The organism is Planctomycetota bacterium (assembly GCA_018242585.1).
GTDB lineage: Bacteria > Planctomycetota > Planctomycetia > Pirellulales > PNKZ01 > JAFEBQ01.
In genome coordinates this window covers 98,403-123,685 of the sequence record JAFEBQ010000027.1, presented here as the reverse complement: position 1 = coordinate 123,685, position 25,283 = coordinate 98,403, and the positions used below count along the sequence as shown (strand labels likewise).

Below are 25,283 nucleotides of genomic sequence, written 5' to 3'. Positions count from 1 at the left end.
CGATGATGTGATTGGCGACTATGGTCCGGCGGCGGCCGAGCGCGGGTTGCGCAGAAAGTAGAACCGGCCGTCTTCCGCGCCGCCGAGGAAGTCAGGCACGCCGTCCCCGTCAAAGTCGACGACCGTGGGGCTGACGTCGTGCCCTTCGATGTTCTGCTTGGCCAGCGAGCCCTGCCGTGCGAACTGCCACGTGCCATCACGCCGGCCGACTTGCGCCAGCAGATCGGCATTGGCCGAGTTCAACAAGAAATCGAACTGGCCGTCTCCGTTCCAGTCGGCAACACACAGCTTGCGGCGTCCGCTGCCGCCGGCGGTCTTGGCGTTCAGGCGCAGCGGCTCGTTTTTCTCGTCACAGAACGCCCGCCGCGGCGCGAGCAAGATCAGCCCTTGCCCCTCGCGAACCCGCTCGAACAGCGCCAGATAGCCTTCCTGGTCCAACATGGCCAGATCGTTCAAACCGTCGCCGGTAAAGTCGTGAACCACGGGCGTGGTCCGCCATTGCGTGACAAGTTCCTTGCCGCGCGGCTGCCACCAGGTCCAAGCCGGCTTGGGTGTGGCGCTGGGCCACCCGACATCGAGCGGCTGCGACGGCGCTAGCTTGGGCGTCGTGCGCGAACCGACATTTCGTAGCCATTCGACGCGCCCTAGGATCGAGTTGTAAACAATGTCCAGCCGGCCGTCGTGGTCCCAATCGGCCACGCTCAACGTGGTGTAGCCCCACTTGGCTTCAGCCGGGCCTTGGATGCTGCCGTTTGGACCGGCCATGACGCGGAACGGTCGACCTTCAACCTCCAATCGGTGTGGCGCTGCCCAGCGCGGAGACGCGACCTTCGGGCCGCTCAGGTTCTCGAACCATTCGATGTAGCCGGAGGTATTGCCCGAGACGATGTCGATGTCGCCGTCGCCGTCCCAGTCGCAACCGACCGGCGTGGCCAACGCGCCGCACTTGAGCGTGTCGGCTTGCTGCTGAAAATATCGTGGCGATGCAAACGTCGGCGTGCGATCCTCGGCCAGCGTATTGACATTTTCGACAAACGCCACGCGGCCGTCCTCGTCGCCGACGATCAAATCCAAATCTCCGTCCCGATCCCAATCGAACGCCACGGGGACGATCATCTCGAGATCCATCGCCAGGCGATCGCCCCGTTGGTCGCGCAACTTGCGACCGGCCGCATACTTCGGAGCGGTGCGCGTGCCGACGTTCTCGAAATAGGTGAAGCCATCCAGAAACTCACCGCACAGCAAGTCCAGATCGCCGTCACCGTCCCAGTCGGCCAGATTCGGCGACGGACAGCCGAACGTATCGACCGGTTTGCCCTCGGCTTCGATCAAGACCGGCTCGGCGTACTTGGGCGCGGCCAGCGTGCCGGTGTTCTTCACCCAATAGACAAAGCCGTGCAACGGGCCGTTGGTCCAGCGCCCCGTCGCGTCCCAAGCGTCGTCCCAGCCATACGCGCTCCAATCTTCGATGCCCACGATCAAGTCGACGATGCCGTCGCCGTCGTAATCGGCCAGCCGCCATTGGTTGTGGCGAATCTTGGGCCCCTTCGGTTGCGAACCGATCGGCTTGTGAAACTTGACATCGAGCGGCAACGCCACGCGATTCTCGATGCCACGCTTGACGAAGTCGGGATACACGAACCCCGGCGACAAGACCTGCATCCGCCCATCGACGTAGCTGGGCATAATATACGTGACCGTGGCGCTCAAGCGCCGGCCCGGCGCGAACACCGGCATGGCGTTCTGGGCGGTGTCGCCCGAGCGATTCTCGAACAGCCAGACGCCGTTCGACGGCTTGTCGGGACAGGACACGATCAGGTCGAAATCGCCGTCACTGTCGGCATCGCACGGCACGGGCCAGGCCCACAGCCCTACCCCCAGGTCGACGACCAGGCCGGGATTGTTGTACGGCAGACGTTCGAGCGTCTGGGCGTCGGTGCGCTGCGCCAGCCCGAACATGACCGCAGCCGCGAATAGTGTCATCGCAACGCGGTTTAGCATGATTGCCCCACCTGATCGTTCGATACTGCAATCGGGGAAGTGATGCGTCGCAAGATCGCGCCGACCCGAGCGCGAAACGCCTCGTCAACCGGCGTGGCATACGGAACCGCCAACAGATCGTTGCATTCGCACCGCAAAGCCAACGCTGCCTTGAGGCCGCGCGTGACGCCTAGCGCGTCGTCGCTCAGTTTATACAGCTCGCCAATCTGCCGCGCCGCCGCCAAAAGCTGATCGACGCGTGCCACGTCGCGAGCCTGGGCGGCCTTGGCCAACTGCACGAACAGCTCGGGCTCCAAGTTCGCCCCTCCGGCCACGCCGCCGTCGCCGCCGGCCACGATCGCCTCGGCGGTCAACAACTCGGGGCCAATCAAGAACGTCCAGTCGGGACGCAGCGCTCGCAAACTCAGCAGCCGGCGGAAGCGAGCAAAGTCGCCTGAGCTATCCTTGATGCCGATAATGTTTTCGATGTGGGTCAGCGCTTCGGCCGATTCGTAGGTGATGTCCGCGCGGACACAGGCCGGCATGTCATACAACACTAGCGGCAAGGGCGAGGCCTCGGCCAGTTGCTCGAAGTAAGCCGTCACGTCCGCCGGCCGCGGAGCAAAGTACAACAACGGCGCGGCCACAATCGCGTCGGCGCCAGCGGCCAAGGCATGCTCGGCCAGGGCATGCGACTCTCCCATCGCGGAATGAGTCACGCCGACCAGCACCGGCACGCGGCCGTCGACCAACTCGCAAGTGGCGTCGATCACTTCGCGCTGCAATCGGCCCGACAGCGTCGGCCCTTCGCCGGTGGTTCCCAGTGGGAAAATGCCCGACACGCCGGCCGTGACCAGCCGCTCGATCAATCGCGCCAGGGCGGCGCGGTCGAGCCGATCGGGCTCGGCGAGTGGAGTGATGATTGGCGGAATGATTCCTTGCAGTTTTGCTCGCATGGTGGGCTCCGATTAACGGCTGCGCGACTTGGCTTTGCCGGCCGGCTTGTTGGTCGATTTATGTGCGCGGCGTGGAGTGGCTGGCTTCTTGGGGGCGGTGCCGCGCTCGGCTTCGATGCGTTGAAACTCCGCCACCAGGTCGGGCGACATGCCGCGCGGCGTGCCCGTGGCAAGCACCGCGGCGCGCGAATCGAAATGGTCGAGCGCGCGGCGCTTGCTGGCGCCGATGTGATCGCGCATGGCCGCGGCGGCTTGTTCGCCATGGCCGCGCTTGATGGCGTCGAGAACCACGCGGTGATAGCGATGGGTCTCGTCGAGCACGATCGTATCGTGCGCTTGCCGGCGAGCCGCGAAAATACGCGCGAGCAAGCGCGTCTGAGAAACAATGTCGAGCAGGCGGGCATTGTCGGCCGCTTGCAGCAACAGCAGGTGAAATCCTAGGTCCGCTGACAAGAAGCGATTCAAGAGCGGTCCCGACAGGGCATTGCCGCCCGAGTGTTTCAACTCGTCGGCCACGCGACGGACTTCGTTGACCAACCCTTCGAGCCGGGCCAACTCTTCCGGGGCCAGGTTGCCGGCCACCTTGGCGGCGGCATAGGGTTCGAGCGCTTCACGCAGCTCGTACAGCTCGACCAGGTCGCGGCGCGAGACCTCGCGGACCCGGGTGCCGTAGCGGGGCAACTGCTCCATCAGCCCTTCGTGGACCAGTCGGCGAATCGCCTCGCGAACCGGCGTGCGGCTCATGCCCAACTCGGCGGCCAGCGACTGTTCCGAGACGATGCTATGCGGGGGCAATTCCCCGGCGGCCAGCTTGTTGAGCAGGGCTTGATAGGCCCTTTCACGCAGCGCCAGGTCAGCGGGCGGCCCGCCGTTATCGGCGGCCGCAGTGGGGAACGGCAGTGATCGTTTTTTTAGTGACATTCCGGTAGTATACCAATGACACAGCAGCCTGCAAGCAGCTAGAATCGCGGCCAATTCCACCACGGAGACACAGAGAGCACGGAGGAAGACACGGAGGAGGAGAAGGAATAGAGAAAGACGAGACAAGGAAATGACGAAGGACGAAGGAAATGCAATCGTGAAGTCACATTAAGCGGGTGCGATTGGCGAGCGTCTTTGGCCAGCGGTTAACCCATCGCAACCCTCTCCGTGTCTTTCTCTGCGTCCTCTGTGTCTCCGTGGTAATATCTTCGGTCCCCGTCGTGTCGTTGTGCCGTCGCGGTTGGTCTTAATTGAGTTGTATGAGCACCACTATTTCTCAATCACCCCCGAGCGCCCTGCGAACCGCCTGGTTCGTCGTGGCCCTGCTGTGGCCGGTCGCACTGCTGAACTACCTGGATCGGCAGATGATCGCCACGATGAAGTTCTCGGTGATGGAGGAAATTCCCTCGATCGGCAGCGACGACCACTGGGGCTACATGCTGGGCCAGTTCAAATGGGTCTACGCCTTCTGCAGCCCGCTGGGGGGCTACCTGGCCGATCGCTTCAGCCGCCGATACATCATTTGCGCCAGCCTGTTCATCTGGTCCGCCATCACCTGGGCCACGGGTCAGGTCGAAACCTACGACGGGCTGTTGTGGACGCGGACACTGATGGGGATCAGCGAGGCGTGTTACATTCCGGCCGCGCTGGCCTTGATTGCTGAATATCACTGGGGGGCCACGCGCTCGCGAGCCGTCGGCCTGCACCAGACGGCGATCTATGCTGGGATTATTCTCGGCGGCTTTGGCGGCCACGTGGCGGATGCGCCCGACTGGGGCTGGCGCGGCGCGTTCGACTACACCGGACTGGCGGGCGTGATCTACGCCGTGCCGTTGTTGTTCCTGCTGCGCGATGCTCCGTCCGCTCCCGATCAAGTCGAGGAGAAGGCAACTCGACCGCCGTTGCTGACGGCGCTCGGCGAGTTGTTATCGAACCGCTCGTTTTTGTTGCTGGTGGCGTGCTTCACACTGCCTGCCTTGGCTGGGTGGATCGTCAAGGACTGGATGCCGTCGATCCTGAAGGGCAAGTTCGACATCGGCCAAGGCCAGGCCGGCGTGTCGGCCACGCTGTATGTGAACATCGCGTCGCTGGGGGCAGTGTTTGGCGGCGGGTGGCTGGCCGACGCGCTGATGCGCCGCACGCCGCGGGGAAGGATTTACGTCAGCGCGCTGGGGATGACGCTGTTGATCCCGTCGCTGTTCGGCGTGGGCAATTCGTCGACGCTGCCGGTGGCGATTGGCTTTCTCGTCGTGTTCGGCATCGGTTGGGGCTGCTTCGATTGCAACAACATGCCGATCCTGTCGCAGATCACGCGGCCGCAGTTACGCGCCACGGGCTATGGCGTGATGAACCTGGTGAGCATGATCGGCGGCGGCTTTGCCGATTGGGGCTTCGGCGTGTTGCGAACTCGCGACGTGCCGCTCAATTTGATCTTCGGCATCTTCGCGTCGGCGGCCCTGGTATCGATCCTGTTGGTGCTGCTCATTCGAGTCGATCAACAACAGACGCGGTGACGAATGCCGCGGTAACGAACGACTCCAAACGGACAAGCGACAAACATCCCTCCCTTCCAGGGAGGGACTGAGGGAGGGTAAAGACGTCGTAGGCCTAGAATGCGTCGATCTTCGGGCTGATGGACGCATGTTCGTGGAGGGCACCCCGAGTATGGAAGCTGCTCGCGTAGCTGAGCACGTCTACCCTCCCCCCTGCCCCTCCCTGGAAGGGAGGGGTGTTTACGCGTTACGGCGCGGGACGTTTTCGCGTAGGCGGCGATGCCAACCTACGCCAGAATGTCCTTGATCACGCGCCCATGCACGTCGGTCAGGCGGAAGTCGCGGCCCGAGTAGCGGTAGGTCAGTTTCTCGTGGTCCAGGCCCATCAGGTGCAAGACCGTCGCGTGTAGGTCGTGGACATGCACGCGGTTTTCCACCGCGGTCAGGCCGAACTGGTCGGTCGCGCCGTAGCTATAACCACCTTTCACGCCGCCACCGGCGAGCCACGTGGTGAAGCCGTAGTGGTCATGGTCGCGGCCTTTCTGACCTTCGCTGGTCGGCGCGCGGCCGAACTCGCCCCCCCAGATGATCAACGTGTCGTCGAACAGTCCGCGCTGCTTCAGATCTTTGATCAGCGCGGCGATCCCCTGGTCGCAGGCCTTGGCCAGCTTGGTGTGGCCCCCTTCGATTTCGTTGTGGCCGGTGTCCCAGGCGATGTCATAGCCGTCGATCGACAGCGACACCTGCACCACGCGCACGCCGCGCTCGACCAACCGCCGGGCCAGCAGACACCCCTTGGCGTATTCGCTGTCGCCGTACATGTCGAGCGTGGCCTTGGACTCGCCCGAGGTGTCGAACGCGTCGGGAACCGACGCCTGCATGCGAAACGCCATCTCCATCGCCGAAATGCGAGCCTCGAGGCCCGGGTCGTGATGCTCGCGCTCGGCGTGCAGCCGGTTCAAGCGGCCGAGCAACTCGACTTGCTTTTGCTGCGACTCGGCCTCGACGAACTGGTTGCGCAAGTCCTGCATCACCGACTCGGGCGTCATCTTGTTGATGTTCACATAGCAGCCTGCGTAAGCGCCCGGCAGGAAGCTGTTGCCCCAGTTGGCCATGCCCCCGCGAGGCTGGGCGCGCGGCGACATGGCCACGAAGCCCGGCAGGTTCTGATTCTCGGTCCCCAGTCCATACACCATCCAGCTTCCCATGCTGGGCCGGTTCGGCTGCAAGTGGCCGACGTTCATCATCAGCATCGCGCCGGCGTGCTCGGGAATGTCGGTGTGCATCGAGTGGATGAAGCAAATGTCGTCGACGTGCTCGGCCACGTGCGGAAAAATGCTGCTGACGTACTTGCCCGACTGGCCGTACTGTTTGAACTCGAACGGCGAGGGGAACAGGCCGTTCTTGGTGTTGCGGAGCGATTTGCGATCGACCTCGGCGGGGCGCTGGCCGGCGTACTTGGCGATCTCGGGCTTGTAGTCGAACGTGTCGACCTGCGATGGTCCGCCCGGCATGAATAGTTGGATCACGCGCTTGGCCCGGGCGGGAAAGTGCGCGGGGCGCGGCGCCAGGGGTGAGTTGGCCGACGTGGCGGCGAGCAGTTGGCTGTCCTGCATCAACGCGGCCAGCCCCAACGAGCCAAAGCCAGCGCCGATGCGCGAGATGGCATGGCGACGCGAAACAGGCAGCGTAGGATCGCGGTGAAACACGGGACACCTCCTGCGGAGGAAAGCACCAAGGTCCAAGTACCAATGACCAAACTAGCGATGACGCGCGTGCGTCCTCATTGGTCATTGGAGCTTGGTCATTGAGGCTTCCTCAGTTCTGGTACATAAACTCGCTAGCGCTCAACAGCACCTGGGCGTATTGCTCCCAGGGGTTCAACTGCTTTTCATTCGTGACGGCACTGGCCAAAAAATCGCGCCCCAGTTGTAACTCTTCGTCGGTCACCGGTCGGCCGTACAACAACTGATAAGCGTACTCGATGCGCGCCGGGTCGTCCGCACGTTCTTTGTTCAGCCGCGCGGCCAAGGCCTTGGCCCGAGCAATCATGAACTTGCTGTTCATCATGAACAAGGACTGTTGCGGCACGATGCTCGACGTGCGCCCTTCGCTGGTGGCCTTGGGAACCGGAAAGTCGAACGTCCGCAGAAAGCTGTCGGAGTCAAAGGCGTCGCCGTTGCGCGACACGGCGGCGTAAATCGTCCGTCGCGGGCTTTCGGCAATGCTGCGGATCGAGGCGCCCCCCTGTTCCAGTTTCAACTCGCCCGACACCGCCAGCAGCCCGTCGCGCCAGGCCTCGACGTCCATCCGCCGTGGGTTCATCCGCCACAACAGCCGGTTGTCACCGTCGATCGATTGGGCCTTTTCATTCGGCGCGCTGTCCATTTGATAGGTCGCCGACAGCAGGATCGCGCGATGCAACTGCTTAAGCGACCAGGCAAAGTCACCCTGGACCCGGCTCGTGAACCTGCTGGCCAGCCAATCGAGCAACTCGGGATGCGTCGGCTGCTCGCCCAACATGCCAAAGTTGCTCAGCGTGCGAACCAGGCCGAAGCCAAAATGATGGTGCCACACCCGATTCACGATCACCCGCGAGGTCAGCGGGTTCGCCGGGGCGACAACCGCCTCGGCCAGATCAAGCCGGCCACTACCGTGCGTGAACTTGGCCGGGTCATCGCCGGCGATAATGCGTAAGAAACGCCGCGGCGCGAGCGGCCCCGGTCGGCGCAGATTGCCGCGCACGGCCAGGTTCATGTCGTCGCTGCCGCTGTCGCGCACCGTGTGGGCGAACGGGTACTTCTCGGGCCGCTGCTTTTGCAGATCTTTGACCTTGGCTTCGAGTTCCTTAACTTCCTTGTTTTCCTGTTCGGTCAGCTTGCGCCCCTCGGCCCGGGCCACCGCCTTGATCTTCTTGGCCTTGCCGTCGACACGATCGATCTCGGCCTGGGCCGCGTCGAACGCCTTGACAACCTCGGGGGGTGCGAGCGGGTAGTCGAAGCTCTTCGTATTGTTGAACACGCCAGCCAGCGAGTAGTAATCGAGCTGCGGGTAGGGATCGAAGCGGTGATCGTGGCAGCGCGAACAAGCGACCGTGGCGGCCATCAGCGCGCGGCAGACCGTGTCGACCCGATCGTCCAGGGTTTCGGACTTGGCCTGGGCAATCGCGTCGGGGTCGCCACCGTCCGAGATGTACGTCGGGCCCAGAGCCAAGAAGCCCGTCGCCACGGCGTGCTTCTCGGCGTCGATCTGATCGCCGGCCAGTTGCAATCGCACGAACTCGTCGTACGGCATGTCATTGTTCAACGCGTTGACGACCCAATCGCGGTAGCGCCAGGCCTGGGGCGAAGGTTGATTGTCCAAAAAGCCGCCATAGCCGTCGTTGTAGCGCGCCACATCGAGCCAGAATCGTCCCCAGCGTTCACCATATTGCGGCATGGCCAGCAGCCGATCGACCAGATCAGCAATCGCCTTGGTGCGACCTTTCTGGCACGCACTCTCGAAGGCCGCCACTTCGTCGGGCGTGGGTGGCAAGCCGATCAGGTCGAAGTAAATCCGCCGCACCAGCACCCGGGGCGTGGCCGGCGGCGAGGGCTGCAACCCGGCGGCTTCCAACTGCCCCAGAACGAAGAAGTCGATGCCGTTCCGCGTCCAGCCGGTTTGCTTGACGGCAGGTAACTCGGGACGCACGACGGGCCGCCACGCCCAATGGCCCGCGCGCAGCGTCGGCCAGTCGTAACTCTTTTCGGTGATCGTCGCAGCCGGCTCACCATCCCCCGGCCAGGGCGCGCCGAGTTCGACCCATTTCACCAGCGCCGCGACTTCGTCGCCGGTAAGCTTGCCCGACGGGGGCATTTCAAACGTCTGCCAACGGACGGCTTGGATCAGACTGCTGTTGTTGGGATTGCCCGGCACGATTGCTTCGCCCGAGTCGCCCCCCTTCAGCGCGTGGGCCCGGGTATCGAGCCGCAGGTTTCCTTTGAGCGCTTTCGATTGCTCGCTGTGGCACTCGTAGCACTTCTCGACCAAGAGCGGGCGAATCTTCTTCTCGAAGAACTCGGCCTGCTCGGCCGGAATCTCAATGGCCTGCGCCGCGTGCGCACCGAGCAAGGCGGCAACGATCACCAATCCGTAGGCAAGTCGTGAATGTCGCATGGCAGGTAAGGCAGGAGTTCGGGCAGGCAAGGACAATGCAACGCGAGCGACTAACGCTTCGCGCCGCACGACTGGCGGACAATCAACTCGGGCTCGAGCACAATGGCTCGCGGCGGCAAGGTCCGATCGGCAATTCGTTCGCACATCGCCCGCACCGCCACGCGCCCCAAGTCGGCGCAAGGCTGGCGCACCGTCGTCAACGGCACGGCCAACAGTCGGGCGTATTTCACGTCGTCAAAGCCGACGACGGCAATGTCTTGTGGGACGCGGCGGCCCAATTGGAACAGCGATTGCATCAGCGCTGCCGCCGTAATGTCGTTGGCGCAGACAATCGCGTCGGGCTTGCGTCGCTCGAGCACATTGCGCACAAACGGCAGGTCCAACGGATCGCCGTAGCAGACGTCGGCCGGACTGACGCTCAATCCCGATTGCGCCAGCGCTTCGCGGTAGCCTGCGACGCGGCGCTCGGCGGTCGGCGCCGAGTGGGGCCGCAGCATAAAGCAAATCCGCTGGCGCCCTTGCGCAGTCAGGTGACGCGTCAGCATGAAGCCGCCGTGGACGTTGTCGATGGCAATCAGATCGTATTGGCTGCGCTCGGGGAAAGCGACCACGTCGCGATCCAAGAGGACGACCGGAATCTGGGCCGCGTCGAGGTCGCGCAGGATACTGGCGTTGACACCTTGTCCCACGACGGTGTGCTCGACCGGGGCGAAGAAGACACCGGCGACGTGTTGCTGGATGAACGTGCGACAGGCGCGCTCGGCCCGCGCGATCCGTTCTTCGTTGGGCCGCTCGCCATTTGATAACGTCCGCGCGTGGCCTGCGCCGGTGGCGCCGCCGAAGTCGCCCCATACCAGGGCGTGGCCTTGATCTTGCGCCTCGCGCGCGATCTGGCCGCAGATGGGCTCAAAGATTTCCGTTTGCCCTAATTCGGGGATTAACAGGCCGAACAGTTGACGATCGACCGCGGTTGCCGGGCGACGCGCCTTCTGCGCGCTGACAAACGTGCCCGAGCCGGCGCGACGCTCGATCAGTCCGAGCATCTGCAAATCACGTAGTGCGCGAGCCACCGTGGGTCGCGACGCCTGGAACCGCTCGACCAGTTGCGCTTCGCTGGGCAAACGGTCGCCGTCGCGATACTGGCCCGACGCGATCAAGCGCTCGACGTACTCGCGGGTTTCAACGTGCTTCGGTTTGCGATTCGAGATGGTGGCCATGCGCTGAGAGACCTACTCGGAGGTAAGCTGGCTTTACAAGTGAGGCGGGCGGGACAGGCGAGCTGACAAGCGGCCCGCAGGCGGGCCTTTCCAGCGATGTTAGTGGCAATCATCGAAAATCGCAAGTATTCTCGGGCGACTGGCTTGGTTACGCTTAACTACTTGTATTTACAGCTTGGCGACTGGCGGGTTTCCCTGTCGGGTGGCCAGCAGCAACGGTTGTGCATTGCCAGGGCCATCGCCACCGAGCCCGAGGTGCTGCTGATGGACGAGCCTTGCTCGGCGCTCGACCCGATTGCCACTCGCCGCATCGAAGAACTGATGAAGGAGTTGAAGGAACGGTTCACGATCGCCATCGTGAACCACAACCTGCAACAAGCCAAGCGCGTGGCCGACCACACGGCCTTCATGTACGTCGACACGACCAAGGGTGGCCGAACCGGCTACCTGGTCGAACACCGGGCGACGGAAGAACTGTTCGAAGACCCGCGTGAAAAGCACACGCAGGACTATTTGCGCGGCGAGTTCAGCTAAGCAAATCTCGCCTCTCGTCTCTCGCGCGACCACACTCCCAAGCTACGCCCCGCGCGCGATAAACACCCCTCCCTTTCAGGGAGGGGCTGGGGGAGGGTAAACGCGTTCCTTGCCAGGCCAGATTTGCAGTACGACAGTTCACCGATCGCGGTATCGCTTGGCTTGCGACGTCTTTACCCTCACCAGCATCGCTGCGCTCGCGACCTCTCCCTGAAAGGGCGAGGTGTTGCGGCGTTGCCGCAAGCGCGGCTGGATGAGATAGTATCTTCTCACTCCGTCGCCTGTTGCTAAACAACAATCTTCCCCGCCCGGCCAAGGCTGCGCCGGGTAGTAGCGCGGACGTCTGCAAGAAACGACGACGGTTCAGCGTCATGGCAACCCCCGATCCTGATGAAATGTTCGGCGAGCGACCCGAGTTCCCTCGTGACAGGCGGTCATTGTACGATCAGAATGGTGCCACGACGAACAGTTTCGCCCGGCCCCCTGCCCCACACACTCTCGTCCTCTAACGACTAAATCGAATGATGAACCCGCTGCAGTTTCACATCTGCACGCTCGCGCTACTTTTGCTCAGCGCAAGCACCCTCTCGGCCGCCGAACCATTTTCCGGCAAGGCGACCGATTACCACGGCTACCAGCGGTACGATATGACCGTCGGGGGCTGCAAAGCCTGGGTCGTCGCCCCCAAGCAGCCGGCCGGGGGCAACCCCTGGATTTGGCGGGCCGAGTTCTTTGATCACGCGCCGCAGGTCGATCTGGCCCTGCTCGCGCGGGGCTATCACCTGGCGTTCATCACCGTGGGGAACACGTTCGGCTGCCCCGACGCCATGAAGCACTGGGACGCCTTCTACGAGGTGCTGACCACACGGCACGGCCTGGCCGCCGATCCAGTACTCGAAGGGCTCAGCCGCGGCGGGCTGTATGTCTGCAACTGGGCCAGCGCGCATCCTTACTCGGTCGGCTGCATCCTATTGGACAACGCCGTGCTCGACTTCAAAAGCTGGCCCGGCGGCAAAGGGGCCGGCCCTGGCAGCAAGCGCGACTGGGAAAAGCTGCTCGGCGATTATCACTTCCGCGACGAGGCCGAGGCGTTGGCCTACCAGCTGAATCCGATCGACAACCTCGCTCCCCTGGCCGCGGCCCGGGTCCCGATTTACTTCCTGTACGGCGACGCCGACGAGGTCGTCCCCTTTCCCGAGAACGGTCAACTTGGCTTTGCTCGTTACGAAAAACTTGGTGGGCCGGCCAAGCTGCATTTGAAGCCCGGCGGCAAGCACCATCCGCACGGCCTCGACGACCCGACGCCGTCCGTGGCGTACGTCATGGCGGCCACCGGTCAGGACGAAACTGGCTTCGTGCCACTACTGCCCAGCGACGATCTGGCCGGTTGGGTCGAGGACCAGCACGACTTTTACAAGCGCGACCACCCCAATACCAAAACCTGGCGCTTGGCCGACGGAGTTCTCACTTGCGACGGCTCGACGGGCAATTGCGGATTCTTGCGCTATCAGGAGAAGCTCGGCAACTTCACGTTGCGCTGCGAGTACCAACTTTCCGCGGGGGGCAACAGCGGCGTCGGGCTGTTGGCCCCGGTGCCGTACACGACCTTGAATCCGAACACGCTGCCGTCGAACGTGGGGCTGGAATTGCAATTGTTCGACGACCAGGCCAGCACGCCATCGGAACAAGGAAACGGCTCCTTCTACAACAAGCTTGCGCCACGCGAGAAAATCGCCCAGCCCGCCGGCAGGTGGCACGCGCTGGAGATCGAGTTCGCCTGGCCGCGGTTGCGCGCGCGGATCGATCGTCACATCGTCCAGGACGTGAATCTCGAGACCGAAGCGATACTGGCCAGTCGCTCGCGCGAAGGGTATCTGTCCCTGCAGAACCACGGCCACGACATTCAGTTCCGCCGCCTACGGATCAAGCGCGATTAGAGCGGCGATCAAAACTTTATAGCGAGGGTGGCACGTCCCAAGCGCAGCGCAGGGCGTGGGGAAACACCCATCAAATACCGAGGCTGATACATGCTTCCCCACGCCCGAAGGACGGGCGTGCCACCCATATACTGGGAGGGCTAAAGAAGCGACGTCGCTCGCAGCCCGGCGAACCGGCCGCCGTTGGCGCGGCCCAGTTGGGCGAACATGGCGTCAACGTCCGCGAAGGTTTCATTGACGCTCGCCAGGCCAGCGCTCACAAACTCGCCGCGCGACGCTAGCAAGGCCGCCGCAATCGCCGGCGTGAACGACGCGCGAGTGTTCGATGCGTCGTCGCTGGTCGTCAAGAAATGAGGCGTGGCATCGAAACCACCGACCGAGGCACCGACGCCGGCGAAGCTGTCGTCCGGCAGATCGATTGCCCCGTTCGCGGCGTCGCCGGCCGACACCAACTCGACCATCGCGTTGATGCTGCTCGGCTCGTCGAACTTGAGGATGCCCCTCAGGCTGCCGAGCAGCAGGCTCAACAAGCTGAGCAGTGAATTAGTCGGCACGGATCCCTGGGTGAAACTGGTGCTGCCGCCAAACGCGACCAGGTCGCGCACCACGGCATTGGCAATGGGCGAGCCGCGCCCCGTGACCAGATCGTAGCCCGACCCGGCGAAGTAGCCGTTGTAGCCGGTGGTGACGTCGTGGAAATCAGCGCTCGACAAGCTGTAGATTGCGGTCTGGGCGTTGCCCAAGGTGGCTTTTCCCGCCAGCACGCGTCCCTGATCGGCAATCGCCACCAGCGCCGCCCACTGGGGCGCGCCGGCGCTGGTGCCGCCGACACGGAACCAGCCGGCGCCGCCGTAGGTGTCGTACATCGCCACGCCGGTCAACGGGTTGGCGTCGTACGACACGTCGGGCGTACCGCGGTAAAAGCCGCTCTGGCTCTCGCCGTTTTGATAGCTTGGCCTGGTTTCATAGCGACTCGGGCCGCCGCCGCTGCCGGCCCAGGATGTCTCACCAATGTAAGTCCCGGCCGTATTCGCCGACAAGGTCGTGCCACCGACCGACAACACGTTCGGCGACGACGAGGGGTATTGGGCCGGCGCACCGCTGTCGCCCGACGAGACGACGAACGTCACCGGATTGTGACCGGCCGGCGTGACGAAATAGCTGTCGTACGATTTCTCGGTCGAGAACTCGCTGGCCCCCCAGCTCATCGAGACGACGCTCACGCCCGCTGCGCTGCGGGCATAGTTCACCGCCGCCATCAGATTGGTCAGGCTGGCCGAGCTGGCTTCGACCAGCAAGATGTTCGCCGCCGGTGCAATGGCGTGGGCCCATTCGACGTCGAGCGCGATTTCGATGGCCCAGCTACGATTGCCCACGGGAAGCAACGAGCCGCCGTTCTGATTCACCACGCTGAACTTCGGCGGTGCGGCAAGGTTGTACATCTTGTCGAACGCCGCCAGGTCCGCGACGATGTTCGGATTGCTGTAGGCGTCAACGATGGCGATTGTCTGCCCGGCGCCGGTCCCCTTGATGCCACCCGCGAAGGTGATGTTGCCAAAGCCGTAGGCGCTGATGATCTGGGCCGGCGAGTAGCCAGGCGGCAAGGCCGACGAGGCGTTCGACGTGGTGTCAGTCGCGGCGTCGGCGAGGATTTCCAGATTGGGCGTCGCCTGCGGGCCGTCGTCGGCAGCGACGTCGACCGTGTCGCTGGTCGTGGTGTCCGTCGTGGCCGCGCCAAGGAGGAGCAACTCATCGGTCGCGCTCATCAAGCAGCGACCGTCGAGCGATTCGACCATGGCGCGGTAGCTGCGAACGATTGCACGGCGACGCATCGGCTCGGCCCTCAGTGGAACCTGGGCAGCCGCTTGAGCGAGCCGCCGGAAGAGCCGGCGCGATCAGAAGAGTTTACCCAGCCGGCAGATTCCATCTTAGTTAATGGAAAACGGCCTGCAACGGGGCGGGAAGGCGCGATGATCTGCGGTGCGTCAAATTATCAGCCTTTTTTCGGCGTAATCACCACTGGGCTGCTGACGATTGCTTCGCGAGCGTCCTTGATGGTAAAGAACCAAGCGGTTATTTCGGCGGGCAATTCTTCGCATGACAACGTGTTGCAGGACTTCTTGGCCGGCACGGTCTTCCACGTGCGCTTGTTGATCGGCCCGTCGTCGACCGTGTAATGCAGTTCGGCAGAGCGCCCTGAGAGAGCTCCTGCGGCGCTCAAGCTGGCCGAGACGCCGCCGTCGACTAGCTTCGGTCGCTCGATCATCGGCAAAGGCTTCCCGCCGCGCAAATGCTGATCGACGAACAACCCGATCTCCGGTGGCGCCCAACCTGGCTGGTGACCGTGCGGCATGTTCACCGTCACGCGAATCTGCTTGGTTTGAACCCCGTCGCTGCCCCCCGGCACCGCATTATAGCTTTTCATGTAGCTATCCAGCGGGTACGCAAAGTCGTTCGTGCCGTTGACGAAAAAGATCGGCATCGACATCGCCGGCAGATACTTGCTCGGATCCCACAGCGAGACCCAGCGCCCGCGCTGCTCGCTGGTCATGCGATCAAACCGCGCCAGCCAGGCGCTGTTCTCATCCAAAAAGCCACAGCCGTAGACCGGCACGGCGGCTTTGAACCGGCTGTCAACGCCGGCCACGATACAGGTCAGGTAGCCCCCCCAACTGATTCCGGTGACCGCCGTTCGCTCGGCATCGACCTCGGGAAAGCTGCGCACCAGCGAATGGGCGCGGAGCGCGGCCGCCACGGCATGATACGACCATTGCTCGGTCGGCTCCTTGTCGACGCTGCCGAACTTTTCGTCATCCCCTTGGTTCGGGCCGCCGTCGGGTAGCCGCTCGCGATTCTCGGGACGGTGCGCGTTCTTCCCTTCGATCGGCCGCGCGCCGGCGAGATCCATGGCGATGGCCGCGTAGCCGCGCTTGGCCCACAATTCGGTCCACTCGCGGAAGGCCGTTCCTCCGCCGCCATGCAACAGAACCACGGCCGGGAACTTCTCGCCTTCCCGATCACTCTTGGGTACGGCGTAATATGCGAACACGCGCGTCGGCTTCCCCTGATAAGGTTCGCCGGCGTAATACAGCTCGCGCGCCCCGCCACTTGGCTCGCCCCACTCGACCTTCGGCGGCTCGCTGAGAGCTTCCAGGTTCCACGGCGTAGTCGCCGGCAAGTTCGGCGAACGCTTGATCGGCTCGGCGGCCGTAGCCTTGGCCGCGGCCATCAACAACGTCGCCAACAAAACGAAACGGTGCAGCACGGTGCGCATCATCAAACACTCTCCGCGGTATTCGTCGGGGCAGGCATTGTTTTGCGTCTTGAAGCCTGAGCGGGTAAATTTAGATGCTGCCAGCGCGCGACGCAAACGCGCCAACCTCGCAGCTCTCGCACAGCATCGAACACCAACCCACTCGGCGGAGCGAATCGTCCATGTCCCAGGCCATGAACTTCAAGTCGACGCCCGATCAGGCGGAACTCGACCAGATGGAGCGCGACCTGCGCTTTCATCCCAGCACCAATCCCGCGCCCAAAGTGCTTAGCCAGTCACAGCTCGAAGACTTCAACCGGGACGGCTGCCTAAAGGGCTTCGCCATTTTCGACCAGGCCGAAGCCGAGCGCGTGCGGGCTTACTTCGACGACTTGCTGGCCCGCGTGTTGGCGACCGGCGCGAACAGCTATTCGATTTCGAGCGCCCATCTGAAATATGGTCCGGTCTACGATCTGTTGACCAACGCGAAGATCGTGGCCTACGTGAAGGATCTGCTCGGCGAGAATGTCGTCGCCTGGGGCTCGCACTTCTTTTGCAAGCTGCCGCGCGACGGCAAGGCGGTGGCCTGGCATCAGGACGCCAGCTACTGGCCGCTCACCCCGAGCAAGGCCGTCACCGTCTGGCTGGCGATCGATGACGCCGATGCCGAGAACGGCTGCATGAACTTTCTGGCGGGCTCGCACCACTACGGTCATTTGACTTATCGCCCCAGCGACAGCCACGAACACAACGTGCTGAACCAGACGATCGACAACGCCGAACAGTACGGCCGCTTTGTCCAGGACGAACTGAAAGCCGGACAGATTTCCTTGCACAGCGATCTGCTGCTGCATGGCTCGGAGGCGAACGATTCGGACCGCCGCCGCTGCGGGCTGACGCTCCGATATTGCGCCGCCGACGTGCGGGCCGGGCTAAGCTGGAACGCCAAGGGAGTGTGGGTGGCCGGCAGCGATCCCTCGGGCCATTGGGCAAACCAGCCGCGGCCGAGCGCCGAGTAGTGCGTGGCACGATGAAGGGTGCGACTAAGGCCGAACAATACGAGCAACTCGTCAGCGAGTTGCGGGGGCTCGTGGCCGACGAGCGAGACTGGCTGGCCAACCTGGCCAATGCCGCGGCCCTGCTCGGGTTGCGACTGCCCGACTTGAATTGGGCCGGGTTCTATCTGCTCCGCGCCGGGCGCTTGACGGTCGGGCCGTTTCAAGGGAAGCCGGCATGCGTGCATATCGAGCTGAGCCGCGGGGTCTGTGGCGCGTCGGCCTCGCGGCGTGAGACGATCGTCGTGCCCGACGTGCATCAGTTCCCCGGACACATCGCCTGTGATGAGGCCTCGCAATCCGAGATCGTCGTGCCGTTGGTTACCGCGGATGGGCGATTGCTCGGCGTGCTCGATTTGGATAGCCCCAAGCTGGCACGATTCGACGAGGCCGACGCCCGCGGGCTCGAGCAATTCGGTGCCGTCTTGACCGCCGCGACCGATTGGCCCGCCGAGATTCCTTAACCTTCCGCTCACTCCCCGCCAGCCCAAGCCATGAGCAAATCGACGCGTCGCAGCTTTGTGCAACAGACATCGAGCCTGCTGGCCGGCGGCGCGCTGCTCGGCTCGTCGGCGACGGCGGCCAGTCCGACGCACGTGGCATCGCCCTTGCCGCCACATCGCGCAGTTCCGCTCGAAGGCGTACACCTATACACCGATCGAATCAGTGTCGCGGCGGGTGAGCCGTTACAGATTTACACGAGTGCTACCGAGCCGTTCGAGTTGCAATTCGTCAGGCTCGGCCCCGACGTCGATGGCCCCGACAGCGATGCGGTCATCAAGACCTGGCACGTCGATCAGCCGCTGGCGCAACCGATTCATCCCGGCTCGTACATCCACGTCGCCAAGGGCTTGCCGGCCGAAGCCCACGGCTCGATCACGATCGAACTGTGGGTGCGACTGTGGAATGCCGACGAGTCGCAGGCAATCATTTCGCAATTGAACGACAACCAGGGCTGGGCGTTGATCGTCGAGCCCGACGCCACGCTGACGTTCTTCACGGGCGAAACCGAGACGTGGGCCGAGTCGCCACATCGTACCCAGGCCAAGCTGAGCCGGCCGGGCAAGAAGGTCGACTACCACTTTCCACCGGCCGCGTGGCATCACGTCGTGGCGACGTTTGCCGGCGGGCGCAAAGCGATCTGGCTCGATGGGCGACTGGTCGGCAATTGGACCATTTCATCGCCCACCAAGGTTGCCAACGTGCCGCTGCGCATTGGGGCCTTGGGCATCGACGGGCGCGCCGGCCAGTTTCTCGACGCCGACATCGCGCAACCGGCGATCTACGGCCGCGAGTTGAACGCCGATGAGATTCACGATCACTATGTTTTGCGCGCTCGCACTGTTTACAGCGAACCGGGACTGCTGGCCTGTTGGCCCTTGGACGAAGATCGCGGGTGCGCCGTTCACGACAGCGGCCCACACGGCCGCGATGGCCAGATCGTCAACCACGCCACTTGGATGATCGGCGGGCCGGCGTTCTTGCCGGCAGTGGCGCGGTACGATCGCTACGAGCCGGCGCTCGATCCGCGGCGCGGTCACGGCTTGCGCCTGGCGTGCGATGACTTGTACGATTGCGCTTGGCAAGCAACACACCAGGTCGAGGTGCCAGCCAGCGCCAAAAGCGGCCTCTATGCGGTGCGAGCCCGATTCACTAGCGACGGCAAGACGTTCCTGCGCCAGGCGTCCGTCGTGGTCAAGCCGGCGGCGCGGGCCAAGAAAGCCCCGATCGCGTTTCTGTTCGCAACCAACACGTGGAAGGCGTATTCGGCCGGGCCGTTCTGCCCGGCTTGGCCCGTGGGGTCGATGACCGTCAACACCGGCGGGCACGCCAGTCCGCCCAATGACGTTCGCGCGGCCTACTCATTCTATCGCCACCACCGCGGCGGTCAGCCGGCGTATCAAATGGGCTGGCACGTTCCCTGGCCGGTCAGCGATCCGCACCTGCGGTACCTGAAACCTGAGGTTGGCTACAGCCACTTGGCCCGCGCCGATCGGCACACCCAAGTTTGGCTCGAACGCGAAGGCTATCGGTACGACGCTTACGCCGACATCGATTTGCATCGCCAGCCCGAGTTGTTGGCCGATTACCGTGTGCTGTTCATCGTGGGGCACAGCGAGTATTGGACCAGCGAGGCGATGGCCGCGGTACGAGCGTTCTTGGATCGGGGCGGCCACGTCGTTTGTCTGTCGGGCAATACCATGTACTGGCGTGTCAGCTACGACGAGGCCGGCTCGGTGATCGAATGTCGCAAGAGCGACGCTTGGGGCGCGCAGCTTGGCCCCGCTTCGCGCGGCGAGTGCTGGCACGAACACGACCAGCGCCGTGGCGGCGTGCCGCGCGACGACAACCAGCCCGGATGGCGGACGTTGGGCGTGGAATTCGCGACGAACAATCTGCTGGGCGTGCCCGGCGCGGGACCGTTTCGCGTTGTGGCCCCCGATCACTTTCTGTTTCACACGCCGCATGAGCTTGGCCTGAAGACGGGGGAGCAGTTCGGCGCCGATCCAAACGATCCGCTGCGGCAGCCGATCGGCCACGAAGCGGACATTCGGGTATCGACGCTGATGTCGATGAGCCTGCAAGAACCGCCGACCGGCGCGCCGACCGATCTGGTCGACCCGCCGGGAATTACCTTACTGGCCGAGGGGATTGTCACCGCGCCGATGAAGCTGACGGCGCGCGACTATTACCACCGGATCGTGCCGCCCCCCAAGCGCGACGGCGCGCAGATCGCGTGCGAGGTGATCCACTGGCAACGCCCCGGCGGTGGCCAGGTGTTCGCCGCTCCCAGCATCGCGGCCGGTTGGACGCTGGCCGTCGATCGCCGTTGGGCAGGGCTGATGAAGAACGTGCTGCATCACTTCGGCGTCGAGCCCGGGTGACTGTCAGATCGCTGCGCTGCGGTGATTTGGAAAGTGGGGTAGCCCCGGTTGCTCGTCAACCGGGGTTGCGCAGCAACAAGAGGCATCGAGCGCCCTGGCACTGATGAAACATGTCACTCTGGGGCATGTTTCACGCGACGGCAGAGCAAGGCGGGATTGCCGGAGCATACGCCCCGAATCTCGACGCATCAATGGTTGCCGATGGAAATACGGCGTACGATAATCCGGTCGTCTCTCCCGCTCGACCTCACCACCAGGAAGCCGATGATGTTCACCGCGCGCCGCTTACTTGCTCGTTCATCACATCTCTTTCTGGCGGCCATGCTGGCGCTCTCGAGCGCGCTCCTGGGCGCGCATTCCGTCCGGGCCGCGACCGAGCCAGCGGACTTTGTCTTGCTCGATGGCCGCGTTCACACGCTCGATGCCCAAGACACCGTTGTCGAAGCCCTGGCCGTGCGCAACGAACGGCTGGTCTACGTGGGCACCAGCGCCGGCGCTCAGGGTTTCATCGGCCCGTCGACACGCGTCTATCGCGCGGGTGGTCGCACGGTCATCCCAGGCATCAACGAAACACACCTGCATCCGCTCGGGGCCGCGCAGGGCGAAGTGACGCAGGCCTTCGTGCAGCTCAACTCGATCGCCGAGATTCAACAGTGGGTTCGCGAGCAAGTATCCAAGACCGCGGCCGATGTGTGGATTCGCTTGCCACGCGTCGATGTCACGCGGATTGCCGAGCGACGAATGCCGAACCGCGCCGACCTGGACGCCGCGGCCCCCGACCGCCCGGTGGTGTTCATCTGGCAATACGCCAATCGCCAGGTGCAAATCTTGAACAGCGCGGCCCTCCGCGCGGCAGGTATCACCCCCCAGACCGAAGCCCCCAAGGGAGGGCGCATCGTCCTTGACGCCGCGGGCCAGCTGACCGGCGTGCTCGAAGACGCCGGCGCACTGACAGCCAAGTTCATGCCGAGCAAAAAGCCCACGGTTGAGCAGACGCTCGGCAGCCTCGAACGGCTGATCCACGCCTACAACCGAACCGGGATCACCAGCATCACGGATCGAGGCTCAAGCGTGGACGGCATGCGCACTTATCAGAGGTTGCGTGAGCAGAAGCGTCTGACTGCCCGAACGACGGTGACCATTCGCGTACCCGCCCACGATTCGGTCGAAACGGCCAAGAAGACAATTGCCGCCCTGCCGATCAAGCCCCGCGAGGGTGACGACTGGGTCAAGGTCGGGCCGCTGAAGTTCAGCATCGACGGTGGTGTGTTGTACGGCACCGCCTATTTGCGCGAGCCGTACGGCGCCCAGGCGTTCGGGCTGTACGGCTTGAGCGATCCGTCGTATCGCGGGTTGTTGCAGGTCGATGCCGAACGCGTGCGGGCCACGATCCGCGCTGGCAACATGTTGGGCTGGCAAATGAGTACGCACGTCACGGGGGACGCGGGCGTGGACATCGCGCTCGACGCCGTCGAGGCGGCCGCAGCCGATGCGCCGATTAGCGAGCGGCGGTTCACGCTGATTCACGCGTACTTTCCCACGCTTGATGGTGCTGCGCGGGCAGCGAAACTCGGCGTCTGTGTCGATACGCAAACCGCCTGGTTCTATAAAGACGGCGACGCGCTGGCCGACGCTTTGGGCCAATCGCGAATCGAAACCTTCATCGGCGTGAATCGCTGGCGCAAGGCGGGCGTCCACGTGGCCTTGAACTCGGACCACATGCAAGGGTTCGATCCTGATAGCTCGCTGAATCCTTACAACCCGTTTTTGACGATGTACGCGGCCGTGTCGCGCCGCACCGAGGGTGGCAAGGTGATCGGCGCCGACCAGCGCGTCTCGCGCACCGACGCACTAAGGATGATGACCCAGGACGCGGCCTGGCTCCATTTTGACGACGAGAAGAAAGGGACGCTCGAAGTCGGCAAGCTTGGCGATCTGGCGGTGTTGACCGACGATTACTTTGTCTGTGACGAAGCCAAGATTCCCGCGCTGCGGGCGCTGTTGACGGTGGTTGGCGGGCTGGTCGTCTATGACGCCGACGAGAAGTCGAACGACGCGGCGGCCGCCGGGCCCAAAGCCGATCCGAAAGTCGCTTGGGCGCGCGTGCCCGAGCGGATGCAAAAGTTCGTCGACGAGGGGCAGATCGCCGGGGCGGTCATGTTGGTGGCCCAGCGCGGCAAGGTGGTCCATCTTTCCCCCGTGGGCGTAAGCGACCTGGAAACACGCGCGCCGATGAAGACCGACGCCCTGTTTGCCGTGGCGTCGATGACCAAGCCGATCACCGCGACGGCGATCATGATGCTGAGCGAAGAAGGGAAGCTGGCGATCGACGACGCGGCCTCGAAATACATTCCCGAGTTCAAGGACGTCAAGCTGGCCGCCGGCCCGCCGCAGCGCGAGATCACGATTCGCGATTTGCTGACGCACACGTCGGGCCTGTCAGGGGACCAGCAAAACCTGGGGACCTTGGCCGAGACGGCCAGTAAAATGGCCGGGCGGACGTTGGCCTTTGAACCCGGCAACGCGTGGAAGTATGGCCCGGGCCTGACGATCTGTGGACGAATCGTCGAGGTGGTCTCGGGGCAGCCGTACGAGAACTATCTGGCCGACAAGATCTTCAAGCCGCTGGGCATGACCGACACGACGTTCTTCCCGACCAAGGACCAGCAGTCGCGAATCGCCAAGCTATACGAGCGCGACGAAACCAGCGGCAAGTTGCAGCCGACGACGCATTGGCTCACCGATCTTTCACCCGGCCGGACGGCGAACCCGTCGGGGGGCTTGTTCTCGACGGCGACGGACATGGGACGGTTTTACCAGGCGATCCTCAACGGCGGCGCGCTTGACGGCTCGCCGATTGTCTCGCGGTTTGGGATTGCCGAGATGACGTCGATTCAAACCGGCGACCTGAAAGCCGGCTTCGTGCCGGGTTGTGGCTGGGGCCTGGGCTGGTGCGTGGTCCGCGAGCCGCAAGGAGTGGCGCGGATGCTTTCGCCGGGCACCTACGGCCACGGCGGCGCGTTCGGCACCCAGGGTTGGGTTGATCCGCAGCGGCAGATGATCTTTGTCATGCTGCTGCAACGTGCCAAGATGAACAGCGACGGCTCGCCCATGCGCGAAGCGTTCCAAGCCGCCGCGGTCGAAGCTGCGGAGCAACTCGACAAGTAAGGCGAGGCGAAATTCGAAATGAGATTGTTCGTAACATGCTGTGCCTTGGTAGCGACGTTGCTCGGCCTCGCCGGCTGCTCCGCTCGCCCTACGATTGAAACCGTCATTGCAAACGTGCTGGCGACGCCGGCGTTGAAATCGGCCAAGGTCGTCCGCGGTAAGGACGATCACTACAATCCAGAAGTGGCGTTGCCGGGCGGCATCAGCGATGGTCGCCTTGATGCGATGCTGCAGTTATCCGAGGCCGAGCATGTCGCGCTGTTGGCAAACATCGAGCGCGACCTTGCGGCAGTTGAACCCGTCTGGCATAAACTGCCGTTGCCGGCAGATTTTGTTCCGCGCGACCGCGCTTTCCTACTGGAGGGATCGGAAGGCTTCTCGTTCCCACGTGGTCTGAAGCGCGGCTATTATTTCTTTCGGGACTATCAAACACGCGTCGGCGGCCTCGATAAAGGAAAACCTTGGCACGCGCGGCATAGTTTCAATTACGCGATTGCCATATACGACGAAGCGGAACGAACGCTGTACTTTTTGATGCTCGATACGTGAACACGGCGCAATAAAAAAGCACATGGGGTGGAACCCCTGGGATTGTGATGAACATTGCTTGGCGCGACATTGTGTGCCGTGACTCTTTCCCTAGTCCCTCGCCCCGCCGCCTTCTTCCCCCGCCTTGGCGACGATTAGTTCGACGTCCACCGGTGATGGTTCGGCTTGCTGCTTCACGGGCTTGAACCGCGCCTTGGCGCCGCTTTCGAGTTTGCGGGTCCACTCGACCTGTTTCTTTTTGTTGCTGACACAGACGGTCACTTCCCCTTCGCCGACCACGCGGACCTCGTCCCCTTGGACCAGCAGGGCGGTCGATTCGTCGATGCCCAGGCCGATCAGCGGCGAGTGGTCCGAGATGACCTTATTCAGTCGCCCCTGGCGGCGGCGCTGGCTGAAGTGTTGATCGATGACGGCGTTCTTCAACATCGAGAACCCGCGGCCGACGACCACCTCTTGCGAACCCTGGCGGATCATCGTTTGCGAAAGAATGGCCGCGCCGGCCGAGGTGCCGCCGACGACGCCGCCGCGCTCGAGGACCCCTTTCAGGGCTGCTTCGACCTTGGTGCCGGTATACAGATCGGACAAGCGCCCTTGCACGCCGCCGCCGATCCACACGCCGGTCGCCTTTAACAGCGGCTTCACAAACTCGTCGCTGTCGGCCTCTTCGCGAGTGCTAGCGTCGAGAAAATCGAATGTTTCGCAGTCGGCGCCGGACCAGGCGCTGTAATAGCTTTCCATTCCCTCACGACTTGAGAACGGATAGGCGCTCGGTATCAGCACCAGCCGCGAATGGGCCCCGCCGGCGTGCTGGTAGAAGGCGTTGTCGGCTTCCTCGGGCAGGTTGCCACCGCCGACAATCACCAGCAGGCCGCTCTGCGTGGCGGCGCTGGTCGGCATGCCCAGCAGGCTTTCCTGGGCCAAAACCGTCGTGGAATACGCGAAAAGAATCGTCACCCCGGCCAACACCGCGAACCCGACCTGACGGGCGTTGACTCGCACAGCGCCGGCCCCCGAACGCGAACCGAATACGAAACACTTCATCGTGGCTCATCCTCCTTGCCGAGCAAATGCGGCCAACCTTGCCGCTACCGAAATCCATTTTAGGTGAATGGCCCGGATC

The 25,283-nt window shown here is 63.6% G+C and carries 16 protein-coding genes and 1 pseudogene; 8 read left to right on the top strand and 9 right to left on the bottom strand.

Going from position 1 to position 25,283, the window contains the following annotated elements; translation table 11 throughout:
• Positions 1-18: 18 nt before the first annotated feature.
• Genes JSS27_14075 through JSS27_14065 form a run of 3 tightly spaced genes read right to left on the bottom strand, consistent with a single transcriptional unit; the run spans position 19 to position 3,857 of the window.
• Positions 19-2,001, bottom strand: a complete 1,983-nt coding sequence (locus JSS27_14075) for a VCBS repeat-containing protein (protein MBS0210071.1) — start codon at positions 1,999-2,001, stop codon at positions 19-21.
• A complete protein-coding gene (locus tag JSS27_14070; GenBank protein ID MBS0210070.1) occupies positions 1,995-2,936 on the bottom strand; it encodes a dihydrodipicolinate synthase family protein in 942 nt (313 codons plus the stop codon). The genes JSS27_14075 and JSS27_14070 overlap by 7 nt, the downstream gene beginning before the upstream one ends.
• Before the next feature lie 12 nt (positions 2,937-2,948).
• The gene (locus tag JSS27_14065; protein ID MBS0210069.1) at positions 2,949-3,857 is read right to left on the bottom strand and encodes a GntR family transcriptional regulator; all 909 of its coding nucleotides are present in this window, start codon (positions 3,855-3,857) and stop codon (positions 2,949-2,951) included.
• Positions 3,858-4,177: 320 nt separating this feature from the next.
• Between JSS27_14065 and JSS27_14060 the strand changes: the two genes are divergently transcribed.
• Positions 4,178-5,431: an MFS transporter gene (locus JSS27_14060; GenBank protein MBS0210068.1), complete on the top strand. Its 1,254-nt coding sequence runs from the start codon at positions 4,178-4,180 to the stop codon at positions 5,429-5,431.
• 266 nt (positions 5,432-5,697) lie between these two features.
• Here JSS27_14060 and JSS27_14055 read toward each other — a convergent pair whose 3' ends face one another.
• The 3 genes from JSS27_14055 to JSS27_14045 form a co-directional block, all read right to left on the bottom strand.
• A complete protein-coding gene (locus tag JSS27_14055; protein MBS0210067.1) occupies positions 5,698-7,026 on the bottom strand; it encodes a DUF1501 domain-containing protein in 1,329 nt (442 codons plus the stop codon).
• Between the two features lie 202 nt (positions 7,027-7,228).
• Complete coding sequence (locus JSS27_14050; protein ID MBS0210066.1) at positions 7,229-9,565, bottom strand: DUF1553 domain-containing protein; 2,337 nt, start codon at positions 9,563-9,565, stop codon at positions 7,229-7,231.
• Between the two features lie 50 nt (positions 9,566-9,615).
• Entirely contained in the window at positions 9,616-10,782 is a 1,167-nt protein-coding gene (locus JSS27_14045; GenBank protein ID MBS0210065.1) for a GntR family transcriptional regulator, read from the bottom strand.
• Positions 10,783-10,971: 189 nt separating this feature from the next.
• Here JSS27_14045 and JSS27_14040 point away from each other — a divergent pair.
• A pseudogene (locus JSS27_14040) lies at positions 10,972-11,316 on the top strand (ATP-binding cassette domain-containing protein).
• Between the two features lie 521 nt (positions 11,317-11,837).
• On the top strand, positions 11,838-13,253 hold the full coding sequence (locus tag JSS27_14035; GenBank protein MBS0210064.1) for a DUF1080 domain-containing protein: 1,416 nt from the start codon (positions 11,838-11,840) through the stop codon (positions 13,251-13,253).
• A 140-nt stretch (positions 13,254-13,393) separates the two neighbouring features.
• On the opposite strand, the gene JSS27_14030 is transcribed toward JSS27_14035, so the two are convergent.
• A complete protein-coding gene (locus JSS27_14030) occupies positions 13,394-15,085 on the bottom strand; it encodes a S53 family peptidase (GenBank protein MBS0210063.1) in 1,692 nt (563 codons plus the stop codon).
• Positions 15,086-15,246: 161 nt separating this feature from the next.
• Positions 15,247-16,527, bottom strand: a complete 1,281-nt coding sequence (locus JSS27_14025; GenBank protein MBS0210062.1) for an acetylxylan esterase — start codon at positions 16,525-16,527, stop codon at positions 15,247-15,249.
• A 161-nt stretch (positions 16,528-16,688) separates the two neighbouring features.
• Here JSS27_14025 and JSS27_14020 point away from each other — a divergent pair, with 161 nt between their 5' ends.
• The 5 genes from JSS27_14020 to JSS27_14000 all read left to right on the top strand — a co-directional run bounded on the left by JSS27_14020 (position 16,689) and on the right by JSS27_14000 (position 24,163).
• Positions 16,689-17,525 carry a phytanoyl-CoA dioxygenase family protein gene (locus JSS27_14020; GenBank protein ID MBS0210061.1) on the top strand — a complete coding sequence of 279 codons (837 nt, stop codon included), beginning with the start codon at positions 16,689-16,691 and terminating at the stop codon, positions 17,523-17,525.
• Positions 17,526-17,536: 11 nt separating this feature from the next.
• Complete coding sequence (locus JSS27_14015; GenBank protein ID MBS0210060.1) at positions 17,537-18,025, top strand: GAF domain-containing protein; 489 nt, start codon at positions 17,537-17,539, stop codon at positions 18,023-18,025.
• 30 nt (positions 18,026-18,055) lie between these two features.
• A complete protein-coding gene (locus JSS27_14010) occupies positions 18,056-20,446 on the top strand; it encodes a LamG domain-containing protein (GenBank protein ID MBS0210059.1) in 2,391 nt (796 codons plus the stop codon).
• Between the two features lie 267 nt (positions 20,447-20,713).
• Positions 20,714-23,614 carry an amidohydrolase family protein gene (locus JSS27_14005; protein ID MBS0210058.1) on the top strand — a complete coding sequence of 967 codons (2,901 nt, stop codon included), beginning with the start codon at positions 20,714-20,716 and terminating at the stop codon, positions 23,612-23,614.
• 45 nt (positions 23,615-23,659) lie between these two features.
• A complete protein-coding gene (locus JSS27_14000; protein MBS0210057.1) occupies positions 23,660-24,163 on the top strand; it encodes a hypothetical protein in 504 nt (167 codons plus the stop codon).
• Positions 24,164-24,253: 90 nt separating this feature from the next.
• Here JSS27_14000 and JSS27_13995 read toward each other — a convergent pair whose 3' ends face one another.
• A complete protein-coding gene (locus JSS27_13995) occupies positions 24,254-25,204 on the bottom strand; it encodes a cyanophycinase (protein ID MBS0210056.1) in 951 nt (316 codons plus the stop codon).
• Positions 25,205-25,283 lie beyond the last annotated feature (79 nt).

What these genes read in the sequence shown, in the direction of transcription:
- JSS27_14075 (MBS0210071.1), bottom strand. Translation starts at nt 2,001, where the DNA reads ATGCTAAACCGCGTTGCGATGACACTATTCGCGGCTGCGGTCATGTTC.
- JSS27_14070 (MBS0210070.1), bottom strand. Translation starts at nt 2,936, where the DNA reads ATGCGAGCAAAACTGCAAGGAATCATTCCGCCAATCATCACTCCACTC.
- JSS27_14065 (MBS0210069.1), bottom strand. Translation starts at nt 3,857, where the DNA reads ATGTCACTAAAAAAACGATCACTGCCGTTCCCCACTGCGGCCGCCGAT.
- JSS27_14060 (MBS0210068.1), top strand. Translation starts at nt 4,178, where the DNA reads ATGAGCACCACTATTTCTCAATCACCCCCGAGCGCCCTGCGAACCGCC.
- JSS27_14055 (MBS0210067.1), bottom strand. Translation starts at nt 7,026, where the DNA reads ATGCAGGACAGCCAACTGCTCGCCGCCACGTCGGCCAACTCACCCCTG.
- JSS27_14050 (MBS0210066.1), bottom strand. Translation starts at nt 9,565, where the DNA reads ATGCGACATTCACGACTTGCCTACGGATTGGTGATCGTTGCCGCCTTG.
- JSS27_14045 (MBS0210065.1), bottom strand. Translation starts at nt 10,782, where the DNA reads ATGGCCACCATCTCGAATCGCAAACCGAAGCACGTTGAAACCCGCGAG.
- JSS27_14035 (MBS0210064.1), top strand. Translation starts at nt 11,838, where the DNA reads ATGATGAACCCGCTGCAGTTTCACATCTGCACGCTCGCGCTACTTTTG.
- JSS27_14030 (MBS0210063.1), bottom strand. Translation starts at nt 15,085, where the DNA reads ATGCGTCGCCGTGCAATCGTTCGCAGCTACCGCGCCATGGTCGAATCG.
- JSS27_14025 (MBS0210062.1), bottom strand. Translation starts at nt 16,527, where the DNA reads ATGCGCACCGTGCTGCACCGTTTCGTTTTGTTGGCGACGTTGTTGATG.
- JSS27_14020 (MBS0210061.1), top strand. Translation starts at nt 16,689, where the DNA reads ATGTCCCAGGCCATGAACTTCAAGTCGACGCCCGATCAGGCGGAACTC.
- JSS27_14015 (MBS0210060.1), top strand. Translation starts at nt 17,537, where the DNA reads ATGAAGGGTGCGACTAAGGCCGAACAATACGAGCAACTCGTCAGCGAG.
- JSS27_14010 (MBS0210059.1), top strand. Translation starts at nt 18,056, where the DNA reads ATGAGCAAATCGACGCGTCGCAGCTTTGTGCAACAGACATCGAGCCTG.
- JSS27_14005 (MBS0210058.1), top strand. Translation starts at nt 20,714, where the DNA reads ATGTTCACCGCGCGCCGCTTACTTGCTCGTTCATCACATCTCTTTCTG.
- JSS27_13995 (MBS0210056.1), bottom strand. Translation starts at nt 25,204, where the DNA reads ATGAAGTGTTTCGTATTCGGTTCGCGTTCGGGGGCCGGCGCTGTGCGA.